Annotated in this window: 7 protein-coding genes and 1 pseudogene; 5 read left to right on the plus strand and 3 right to left on the minus strand. The window is 43.5% G+C overall.

The window, feature by feature from the left end; all coding sequences use genetic code 11:
* Positions 1-31: 31 nt before the first annotated feature.
* Positions 32-254: pseudogene (locus tag ACJJIO_RS06300) on the plus strand (IS3 family transposase); the annotation flags it as partial.
* Positions 255-351: 97 nt separating this feature from the next.
* Here ACJJIO_RS06300 and ACJJIO_RS06305 read toward each other — a convergent pair.
* The gene (locus ACJJIO_RS06305; RefSeq protein WP_444910476.1) at positions 352-630 is read right to left on the minus strand and encodes a transposase; all 279 of its coding nucleotides are present in this window, start codon (positions 628-630) and stop codon (positions 352-354) included.
* Positions 631-1,326: 696 nt separating this feature from the next.
* On the opposite strand from ACJJIO_RS06305, the gene ACJJIO_RS06310 reads away from it, so the two are divergent.
* From ACJJIO_RS06310 to ACJJIO_RS06320, 3 genes are all read left to right on the plus strand, one after another.
* Positions 1,327-2,211, plus strand: a complete 885-nt coding sequence (locus tag ACJJIO_RS06310; RefSeq protein ID WP_444910477.1) for a hypothetical protein — start codon at positions 1,327-1,329, stop codon at positions 2,209-2,211.
* Positions 2,212-2,236: 25 nt separating this feature from the next.
* A complete protein-coding gene (locus ACJJIO_RS06315; protein ID WP_444910478.1) occupies positions 2,237-3,433 on the plus strand; it encodes a hypothetical protein in 1,197 nt (398 codons plus the stop codon).
* Between the two features lie 1,624 nt (positions 3,434-5,057).
* Positions 5,058-6,362 carry a TolB family protein gene (locus ACJJIO_RS06320; RefSeq protein WP_444910479.1) on the plus strand — a complete coding sequence of 435 codons (1,305 nt, stop codon included), beginning with the start codon at positions 5,058-5,060 and terminating at the stop codon, positions 6,360-6,362.
* 218 nt (positions 6,363-6,580) lie between these two features.
* Here ACJJIO_RS06320 and ACJJIO_RS06325 read toward each other — a convergent pair whose 3' ends face one another.
* Positions 6,581-9,388 (minus strand): Ig-like domain-containing protein, encoded by a 2,808-nt coding sequence (locus ACJJIO_RS06325; RefSeq protein ID WP_444910480.1) that lies wholly within the window; start codon positions 9,386-9,388, stop codon positions 6,581-6,583.
* A 576-nt stretch (positions 9,389-9,964) separates the two neighbouring features.
* Here ACJJIO_RS06325 and ACJJIO_RS06330 point away from each other — a divergent pair.
* Positions 9,965-10,783: a hypothetical protein gene (locus ACJJIO_RS06330; RefSeq protein ID WP_444910481.1), complete on the plus strand. Its 819-nt coding sequence runs from the start codon at positions 9,965-9,967 to the stop codon at positions 10,781-10,783.
* A 196-nt stretch (positions 10,784-10,979) separates the two neighbouring features.
* Here the strand turns inward: ACJJIO_RS06330 and ACJJIO_RS06335 are convergent, their stop codons facing one another.
* Positions 10,980-11,885: a LysR family transcriptional regulator gene (locus tag ACJJIO_RS06335; protein ID WP_444910482.1), complete on the minus strand. Its 906-nt coding sequence runs from the start codon at positions 11,883-11,885 to the stop codon at positions 10,980-10,982.
* Positions 11,886-11,920 lie beyond the last annotated feature (35 nt).

Genomic DNA, 11,920 nt, shown 5'->3' on the forward strand with positions numbered 1-11,920 from the left:
GGGCCTTCCTAGCCGCGCGAAATTACTTACGACGGCTATCTGCCGTTGGGTGAAGCAACTAGAGGCAGAGCGGAGTGGAGAGACGCCTGCAAGTAGAGCGCTTACCACTAAGCAGCCGAAAATTCAGGAGCTTGAAGCCCGTATAAATCACCTGGAAAGGGAGAAAGGGATACTAAAAAAGTCTACCGCTCTCTTGGATAGACCGATTTAGTGAGCAGGAGCCTGTGAAACTGGACTGCAAAGCGTTTGAAATACTACTACAAAAGCGGAAGAAAAACTTAACTTACTGCATGGAAATAGTTGACCACTACACAGAAGCGTAAACAAGACTGGGGATGAATACCGATAAATCTAGTTCCAGAATAAATCTATATTGTAATTCTGCCAAACATCGCTAAGTATCTTCGGGCTAATCGCATGATGGGTGTCACGCGATGCACTCTTAGAATTACCAAATAGCGTATTCATCCAATAGAACTCAGGTTTCTCGACAGAAAATTGAGCAGTGCCGTAAACAATATGGTTATGCAAACAACCAGCTTCTTTAATGGTATTGAAGCATGAATGCCCATTCGCGATCTCTGCGCTGCAGCTGAAAAGGGAATTTTTTCCCTTGGCTCTGCACCACACTTAAATTCGGTATGCTCGCCGCCGGGATAGCCGTTATCTAATTCAATAAGACCGGACAACTTATACCGCTGGCCCCGCTCCAACATTACCTGTATGAACCTCTGCTTCAAGTGCCTAGCAGCATAGCGAGTGATACCCAAATAACAAGCTAGCTTCATAAAGGAAATACCTTTCCTGATCTAGGTGATCAGAAACATATCAAGCAGCCGGACCTTAAGGGGAGCTTTGGGAAGTCAAAAATCGTACTGGGGGATAAGCGAAGCCTGACGTCGGTGCCAATCACATTGTTAAAGATTGCGATAACCGAGGTGTCGATGTTTTTCATACTCGCAGTAAGCGCAACAAAATCCATGAAGCCAGCGTCATCAACAGATTGGACAGAAGTACTATTCCTCAGTGCCGTACATTTTAGGGAATAGGTGCAGAAAAATACTCTTCAGAAGCTACACCCTGTTGCAAGCCATAACAGATTCCCTTCCATATCAACGGTGCAACTACATTTATATACAGCTAATTATGACTTATTGCTTAATAAGGGTAGTCATTAGGAATTATTGAAACGGGCGTGCAAGAAATTTCTCTTTACTGGTATCTCTATGTGACTAACATCTCAATTTAATGATAGATTTTTAATGTATCAAAAATATTCGTCGATTAGAATAATGCTTAGCAAGTACTCAAAGGATTTATTCCAAAATGCTAGAGCGTCTGTTTGCTTCCCGCCGACATCCCTATATACCACATCGCAATGAAAGAGAGAAGATTTCCATTGATCTCTCAGGAAACCGCGTTAAATTTTTTCTCCCTCCTCACACTTGTCACGATAGCTTTGCAGAATTCAAATTGAACTACCCTGAAAAAATTAATATTTTTGACGATAGTGATTATAATGATGGTAGTGATTGCGAAGACATGGAGCGTGAAGGTGTTGCCAGGCAGTGCTTAATGGAACGAAGCTGGGAACTTTTTGGACCTATCTGGCGCAGCCGTCCCATTGGCACTATTGATTTTAATCTAATCTTAAATCGCCACGACACCCTTCCCCACAGTATGAGCTGCTTAAATCCCAAGCACTTTGAACAGGTTGTTATGCGTTGCCTATATTACTGGGGCCCTGGTAACCCTAACGATCATGTGCAAAAAGCTCCTGTTAATTGGAAACTTTATAAATTAGGTGAGGTTACAGCAATCTTTCTTGAGAGACATCGCCTTAATTCTCCAGAAATTCTGACAAAAAATCCCCATCATGAAACCTACTTTACTAGTAGTTTCTTTATTCCTCTTGATAGAGCCCACTATCTAACACTCAATTTTAGGTATCTAGGCTATGCCCCAGCTAAACACTGCTTAGTAGCTATGAATAGTATTCGCGATGCAGTTTGTAATAGCGTTAGCTTACAGCTTGGTATAGATATAAAAAAACAACTTGCTGAAGTACAACGACAGCGACCGAATGACAAAGCTAGTACTAAACGTAAACTTGAGCCCTGGGTTTATCCAGAGTGGCACAGAGGTGGTGAATTTGATGAAGATATAATTATCATCAAGCCCGGTAGCCCACCGCCAGACTGGTTGGATTAATTTTTACATTAAGCAAGGACAAGCTATGAAAAATAATACACTTCGTTGGATTGCCGTTGTCAACAGCGGTGAAAGTCCTAATATTAACCGCAATGTATTCATATCTTCACAATTGTACGACACTTGGATGACAATTAAGAATGAGTATATTGGCAACTACTATAAAACCAATTTAATAAGAGCTATCTATAGTTTAGCAACGACCCCCGGAGGTAGAAGTCTAAGTAATAAAAACTTAGAGATAGACGGAGCAAAAATTAATTACCTGATTACTCCGCAAGGTGATGTTCGCATTCACTTCCTTGCTGTCACCAGCGACAATACCTTAGATAACACAGATCAAAGCTCGGGACTTTACCGGGTGAGAATAGATAGAATAACGCAAGAATGGACAACTGACTCTAGGCGATTGCGATCGATGGATTACAATCACCGTTGGAATAATGCCCATTACGCTGCAGTTAGTGGTTCGTTTGATGATAAGGAAGAGGCAGGCCGATTACTTATTAAACATATAGTGCCTGCCTACAAAGCCGCCCTAAACCCCAAAGATCTAAATATAGGGAATAAACACTACTCTCTATTTTGGCAAAACCGTGATCATTCGACCAAATCCAATAGTAGAAAACTTGCTGCACTTATCCAACAGGCACAGACAAATAATGCCACCATCAACTGGCTAGTACACGGCGAAGGCGCTGGCACATTTGCTCAAGCTCTACAACACCTGATTGAGCAGCCAAGCGTTTCTAGATTGGTTGCTATGCAAAATACCCTGGAGAATCAAAGCGTTTTCTTTTCTAATCCCCGGGGGAAAAACACAAAAGAGAAAAAACTCAAAGAGCTATGTGAAACTGCGGGTATACGCTGGCTAGGATCAAAACATAATAGAATGGATTTAAAAAATCCCGATGCAAGACAAGCTGCGATAGATGGAGCTATGGTAGTTGGATCTAAATTTACTGTTGGCGGTGGTATAACAGGTGGCCTCCTTGCAGCTACCGGATTCGATAAAGTGGAAAAAGCGATAGCCTCTGTACACAAAACTGTTGATCTTCTTTCACCAAACTTAGCAGCGAACATAGCAATTATTAGTGGATTTGGTCTTTTGGGCTATATAGTGGGGAAGGACGCCAAAAAGCACACCAGCTCCTATATCCGAAATGTGTTCGGTGTTAAAGAAAACACCTGGGGCAATGGGCATAAACACTGGGCTGGATAAATTTTCTTGCCTTCGGATAATAAGTTCAATTGAAAAGGGAGAGCTTAGCTGGCAAATTCGGCATCTCTCCCAACCAAGCGATGGACCTTAACATACTACTACCAACAAAGTGAAAATTGACAAAACCTGATTTACAACCTGAGAGGGCTAATCACTACTGGAGGCAATTGCGGGACTGCTGAAGCAACTCGCATCGGTGAATACTCGAGAGCTGTATATTATAATAGAAAACAAAGGCCTCACCTTGAGCAAGCTTACGGAACTAAGCTATCGGCAAGCATAATAAACGCGGAAACTGAGCGATGTGCTACGTTAATAAATGTATGTCTTTTCTTAGTTAGAATTAGACCAAATTATTAGTTATACCTGAGCATGAACGAGATAGAACATATCAAGACAACAACCAGACATACACAAACGATCAGTATCTGTGAGCGCTTTCATAAAACCATTTTTCAGGAACTCCACTAACCCTCATTGCGCCGCAAGATCTATAGAGGATCCTCAAAAGAGGATGGATGAATGGTTCACATAGTACAACAATGACCACACTCATCAGGACAAAAAAACCTCAAAGAAAAACTCGTAAACTGAACTTGACCTATCAGAGCACCTTCTGAAAACCGGTAACTGACAGGCCAAGTCTGGACTACTACACATTAAACTAAAATATGGCATCAAGAACTACTTTCATCCAACTGCAAAACCCCATCTAACGGTTATAGGCAACTATAAATCTTCCATGATAGCTCCCAATTACTAATAGCGCTAAACTATTACTGAACCCGAAAAAAAGAAATACCATTGAGCTTTATTAATTATTGAACACTTAGCACTTCTAAATCATTATTTACAAAGCAACGCAAACCCCAACCATAAATTTTTGATGTTGACAAAGTTACCATGTTATTATTTTTTTCCTTAGAAAGACTTATGCCTAAATTCTCATTTGATACCCCAGATGGAGTTTCGACGCCACCAAATCTAGCCAAACACTTTGCGATTAATTTCGAATCATGAAAAGAAATAGATTCATCTTCAACAAGACGTTTTTTCCCGGTAGAATTTAAATGCAATAGGAAATATTTATTCAGCCCCGCCCCTTCCAGAAAATAATTTATCTTTCAAGTCTAATTCATCACCCAATGCAGAGAAAACAAATAAACATAGCCCACAGCTAAATAATAAAAAATCTTACGAATGATTAAATTTGGCTCTCTTTCTTTCACACTAATACGTTGAACAGGGTAGTACAGAACCGTTTGGGCCACTTTTCAAAACCATTCCAACGGTATTACATATTCCTCCCCGGTCTAACATATGACGATAAGGTGTACCCTCTGATAAAACCCAGCCATCATAACCACGCCTAATATCATTATCCCAATCTACGGGAATTGTATGTATATTTCCTGGTGGGTGTGTAGGCCATATACTTAGAGCACTTCCTTTCCCATTATATGAACCAATTCTTATTATTTGGCAGAATGATGATTCTATTCCACAGGATAAGACAGCACCGGAAGAAGACTATACCATACCGCTAACCCAGAATACCTGTTACAACCTGGTAAGCCTGGACTTCCAAGAGGCATTAGTAAGTCCGCAACAGCCAAGTGTATTAATGCGCTGTAAAAACTCGGCCATTAAGAATCCGGCATGGTTAAACAACAATGACCTCGCTATTTTGCATAAAGAGTCTGATCGTTGGCGGTTAATCAAATATTCAGTGAGAGATAACACGAGTCAGGTACTTTATGACCAGGAAGAGGGAAACCTAGCCCACTTTGATTATTCAATCAATGACGATTTAATAGCCGTCACCAGCTATCATCAAGATGGCCAGCTTTATATTGATATGCTGAATTCTAAGGGGGTGCTTTTAACCAGCCTTCCGATTGACTATCCAGATGTGATATCTGAACACAGAGCCATTTCCCCTAACTTTTCATCGAGAGAGGATGAGTTAATCTTTAGTACAGGGCGACGGCTCTTCTCACTCACTTATGATGGCAAGGTCAGTAAAATTCAGTTACCCCTAGACCAATCCGCCAGCTCTCCAGACTTTCATCCAGGTGGACATAGGGCACTGGTTATTCAAGGGCAATACGATAGTGATATTGCCTCGATACCGCTAAACCTGCCTGGGGCTACCACCACACCTTCAGAAGAAGATGTCAGCACAATTTACCCAAGCGCCACACGGTCGATTTCCGGGGAAGCTGACGGCATTTTCCAACCCAATGGCAACTTGATTGCATTTACCTCCAGACGCTCTGGTGAAGACCAGGTGTGGGTAACTGATGGCAGTGATTTACGGCAGGTATCTCAGCTTTCAATCGATACCAATATCGACGGTATCCATTGGTCTGCCGATGGAAAAAGTATCCTGGTAAATGCCAATAACAAGCTCAATAAAATTTTCTTGGATGGCCGTGTAGAGGGCTTGCCCCTGAATGCGCCGATTGATCAGCTCTTCCAGTGGGACAGTATCGATAATTCAGTATTGTTATCCTTGATGATTAAAGGGATTACACAGTTTGCAGAGGTCGATTTAGATAGCCTTGGGACCAGGTTTATCAATGAAAAACAAGTTAACTGGGCCCAGAGGACTAAAGATGGCCGGCTGATCTATATGGACCATATGAACCGCTTCTGGCAACCTGGCGCCGCGGAAGACCAGCTTATCGAGAAGCTGGTTGATCAAGGTAGCGAAAAGCGATTCGTTATCGAAGATAATGTGATTTACTCAATCAATCGAGACGATCAGCTGTGGTCATACAATCTCGACACCGATAACTTTTCCATTTTGAAGGCAGTGCACAGGGATATCGATTACTTGACCGATGTTAATCAAGGGAACCTGATGATTACCTATGTTGTTGCCGCTAAAAAGGAAGTGGCTGAGCTTTTTTTAAAAAATAGATAAGCCAAGAAAAAAGTTTAGGAGAATTTAGGCTACCCAATATTGAATGCAGAGAAGTAATTAAATTATTTGGAAGCTTACAAAGTCGACATAGGCATACTGCCATCCCAGTAGAAATTACAGTATTGGTTGAGAACCACTTTATAGTCTCTGAGAAAAATTAAAATCCACATTTCAGGATAGAGAAATAGGGCCCCTTAGAGCAGGGACCCTGTTGCTCGTTATTTGGAAGCTAGTGCACGTTGGCCAGAACGTAAGTCGATAACAACGACTCCTCTGACACCAAACATACCATTGTCATAGGCAAAGATTCTGCGGCCATCTGCATCAATGGTCAGGGAGTCAAGACTTGCCACTGCAACACCACCACCTCGACAGTCGCTATCACACCCCTTACCGCTGGAGAGGGTTGATTGTGAAAACCCATCCAGGTCGATGGCTACCAGACTTCCACTTTCAGTACCTACCAGAAGACGGTTACCAGTTGGATCCAAGACAACGTCAGTAGGAATCTGGTCTGTGGTACCACCGTGCACTGGCGCAGCAATAATTTTCCTGTCGCCAGTAGCCAGATCCACCTGCCAGATGCCTCCGATATCACCGACTCGAGAATCGCTGACAAAGGCTCGGTTGTTAACGAGATCCAGTGCTAAGCCCTCGACGGAGTCAAAGAAGGGCGAGGAGCCAGTGTAGTTATCGGAGATAATTTCCCTGTCACCGCTGTCAAGGTCGACACTCATCAGCCCTGAGGCCTGTAATAAAAGCATACGATTGTTAGTGGCATCCAACTCCATAGCCTCTACGAGACCGTAGAACTCAGGACCTTCACCTATATCTGAAGCAGAGACTACCTCGGGTTCACCGCTTTCTAGATCAATCTTGAGCAATCGATCGGAGTATTCATCGAATATATAGGCGTTGCGACCTGACGCGCCGGAAACGATTGTAGACGCTACCACGCGCGGCGAGTCGTTCGGATCAAAGTAAGACACAATGGTACGGTTGCCGTTCTGCAAATCTATTTCCGCAGCTGCGTGATTACTTTGGGAGACCACCAATAACCGGTCGGTCGAACGACTATAGCTCACATCGTGCCATCTGTAGCTGGGTCCCGTCCCGACATGGTTGGAGGAAATTTCTGCACGATCACCAGTACTGGTGTCAACGGACATGAGCACCGGATCGATAAGAATTCCAGAAACCAGCAAACGATCGCTATCAGCCCCCCGGCCAATTGACCAAGGGTTTTCAAGTCGCAACCCTTTACCTTTAGTCCAACTAGTTACAACTGATCGATTACCAGTTGCAATATCCACTTGCAGAATATTCTGGGCGCTACCGTTGGCGACATAAATTTGATTACTATCAAAATCGACGATTAAATCCATTGGCTGGTAGACAGGTTCACCACCACCAATACCATTACCGCTTATTGTCGTTCTATCGCCGCTGGCAATATCTATCCTAAGAATAGAGTCGGTACTATCATCACCCACGTACAGCTGTCCATTCGCCTCATCTAATGCAACCCCCTTCGGGTACACCATATCTGCACCAGTACCCGTCGGGGATGATGAGTTTGAGCTGGATATCACGGAGTAATCCCCGCTCGACAGATCAAATTTAATAATCTCTCCATAAGTTCCCGCTGCTCTTGTGGTGTAAGCTTCACCTCCAGAGCCCGTCAGGGTCAGTGAGGTGAGGTCTCCCGATACCCATTTGGTCAATTGCGTGCGGTCACCGCTGTCGCGTTGGACAGAGTAGATACTCCCGTTATCATCTAATACGATAAAGTAGTCATTGGCAGGATTGCTGCGTATTTCAGGGAAGTTTTGTTCCATATCGATCGGATCGAATGTCGGGCCTGAACCAACCGATGGCCCAGAAATCACTCGACGCGTACTGCCTACCTCAAATATCGTTCCTAAAAAGGCGTCGGCGAAATACCAGCCTCCGTAAAAGTTGTCATAGGAAACACCTACTGGGTACGAGATTGACAGCTCGTTCTTGACGATGATTGATTCTTGAACCGTTTCACCAGTGACGAACTGGCTTGAGAGAGCATAAGAATTTCTACCTTCACTAATTGGAGTATCGAGATACCAGGTTGACGGAGAAGCTGTATCCACAGTCGGTGACTGTCCATCGAGAAGGATGTTAACCAATTGCTTAGAGGCATTCTCACCACTTTCCTGGTCGAACACCCTGGCAGTAAGAGCGACGCTGGAAAGCTTCCCGCCCATATTGGCACCGCCGGTCGGGAAATCGATTCGAGCTGAAAGAGTGGCCAGGTTAGTTACAGTGACTTGCAACGAAAGCTGGTTAGCAACCCCTTCGCTATCGAAGGCACTGATGGACAGCTGATAATTGTTATCCTCGTCTCTATCCGCAGGCGACTCAAAATCTGGGGCAGTGTTAAAGCGAAGTTCACCACTAGCGGAGTCAATAGAGAACAGTAAAGCATCGGTGCCGCCGCTTAAGGAGTATGTGACCTCGTCCTTATCTGGGTCCTCAGCCGTAGCGATGTAAAAAATATCGCTCACACCTTCCTCGACCGAGACTTCTGTTGCGGAAGAAAACTTGGGAGCGCCATCATTAACATCAACAACGGTAATTACAATTTCCTGGGTTGATTGGCCGCCGTTACCATCGCTGGCCTCGACCGTTATCCGGTAGACATTATCTCCATTTGAGTCGGCAGGATTCTCGAAATCCGGTGCAGAACCAAAACGTAACTGGTTTCCATTCTCAATCAAAAAACGGGACTGATCTTCACCACCTATAATTCTGTAACTGATACTATCTCCATCGGCGTCACTAGCCGATAGTGTGAGTAGAGCACCGGAACCATTTTCCCCGTAGGCTATTTCGCTTGCGGATAAGAACACGGGCGTACGATTGGATGGACTATTGGGGCTGCCACTGTTCGAACCACCATCGCTCGAACCGCTTCCACCACCTCCGCTACAGGCTGACAAAAAAATTAGTGGTAAAATTGTTGTCAATGTTTTTCCGAAAAACTGCTTCATATTCGGCTCCCTATTTAAAGGATCATTATAATTCTTATGATGCCTTGAATACCAACAGCGATATAACCTCTAGCCATACTCCTCCCTATAAAGTATTCGGCATTTTTCGGCACTTACTTGATATTCTTCTGCAGAAAATATATCTCTTCGCAGAAGCTCCTGTGTTTTTGAACCTTCATGCCAATAGTGACTATTTAAATCCTTACTCCTCTTAGATGCTTTCGACGCATCAAGCCATTTAAGATTTATATTGCTGTAGTAATCTCGCGATCGGTAAGTTTCATAAGTTGTACACAGATGCCACTTTATCTATCACAACGAACTCTTTACTTATTTCCGTTAGAAGGTGACGACACAGGTTTAGTGAATATAGGTTCCGCCACTAATTAAGTTATCCCTTAAGCTGTAGCCAGTTGGCATGATTGAATACCAGCTTTATCATGCGCACATTCCTATTGGATATCACCTTTACCCACTATGTACTGCTGAAAGCTCACCTCGGCATGGCAGCCTCTAGGAATTTACCATTTGGCGACAACCATTAGTTTATAACCCTCGTACTATTAAGAAGTAACAATGAAGTGCATTCTGAAACTCCTCGTATTCACCATATTAATCTATTCTCAACTGACCTCTGCCGAGCTTTCGGAGAACAGCTTGATATCACAGGAAGATGCAAACTTCGCCCAAAATTATATTGGCAGATTTATGCAAAAGGATTCCGACTATGTGATAAGTCTTGTCGATCCAGAGCTGGCTGATGAACTCACACCTGAATTACTTGAAAAAATGCTCAGCCACCTTCCAGAGGGGAACCTGCTTTCCACTGAGCTAATTGGTTCAGAAGCACAAGCCACCAATGACACTTGGATTGGAAATTTCATCTTCGAGTATCACTTTGAAGGTGGCTGGGCCTTGGCAAATGCAGCAATTAAGCGATCGGAGGGAAAGACTACCATTATAGGGCTTAATGTTTATAAAACACTGGCATCACAAAAGGAATTGAACCGTTTCACCTTATCCGACAAATCCCATTTACACTATTTAGTGCTGGCGATGACCATTATTTCCCCAATATTTATCCTTATAACGCTAGTAGTCTGTATTAGAACACCACTACAAAAGCGCAAATGGTTATGGATACTATTTATCCTATTTAGTGTCGGGGCAATCAAGCTTAACTGGACCACTAGGGCTTACCAAATAAAGCTCCTCAGCTTCCAGCTTTTTGGAGGCGGAGCGGTATCCGCAAGTGAGCATGCTCCACTAATTCTTACCGCAGGATTCCCATTAGGTGCCATAATTTTCTGGTTCAAACGCCGCAGTTTGATTGGCCAAAACAAGAAGATCGAAGAGTGTCAGGCGGAGCTTAAGGAATCAAATAATTCTGTTTGAGAGTGGCCATATAGAAAAGCGAGTAACGATTTATAACCAGTCCCACGCATAACTATAGAGAAATTGCTTGAGCCAACTGAGAGTTCAAAGCTTTGATTTACTACTACAGTGAGCAGCTCTTCATTCCGGAGAGCTGCTCACTAAGACGAGAAATCGACACCTTATCCTGGAATCGATAATTCCAGAATATTGCCACTTATTGTGAAATCTCACTTTTAAATAATCTCATAAGCTGATCAACTACCCACATATGGAGCTGGCCGTGATTAGATCGGCTGTGCCATGCTGCAATGACTTCAAATTTTGGGGTTTGTGTATCCAAATTGAGAGGAATCACTTTCTTATTGGGCAGCAATCTTGAAGGGTAAAAAGCAATTGTATCAGTGGCAGCAATAATATCTGGTGCGGCTGAAAAGCAAGGTACTGACATTACGATATTGCGCTTTAGTCCTTGCATAGCAAACCATTCATCGTGAGACCCTCTCAAGTTCGGGCGAGAAGGCGAAATAATCAATTGTGGAAGCTCGGCTACGTCAGGCAAAGTTAATGATCTGCCCTTTAGAGGAGATTTTTTTCCTGCAATACAGACATGTTGCTCTTCAAATAACAGTTTGTAAGGCAGGTCATCCGGGATGAAATCAGGGAAAGTGAGCGCTAGATCGATCTCGCCGGCAACCATTAATTGATTTAGGTTATCTGTTTCAAAATCCCTGACGATAACTTTAAGCTCTGGGGCAGATTTACGGACAACCTCTAGTAGTTGGGGTAGTACCGATTGAATCGCATAGTCTGTGGCGCTAATGCTAAAAACCCCCTTATAGGTTGCCGGGTCAAAAGCTATTGGGGTCAGCAGTGACTCTACATCCTTTAAAATACTGCTGATCCTACCGCCCAGTTGTTCGGCAATAGGAGTGGGCACCATGCCGTTACCTTGCCTAATGAACAGACGGTCATCAAATACTTCCCTCAACTTACGCAGCTGTTCACTGATTGCTTGCTGAGTTAACCCTACCTTTTCCGCTACCCGCGATAGGTTTCTCTCTTGCAGTAGCGCTTCCAATATACGTAGCTGTTTCAGGTCTAACCGACTTATACCATTCATATTTGTAACCAGGACAAAGAGTAGTTGTTTCTAAT

This window comes from Microbulbifer mixtoriginis (SeqCode) (assembly GCF_052467235.1).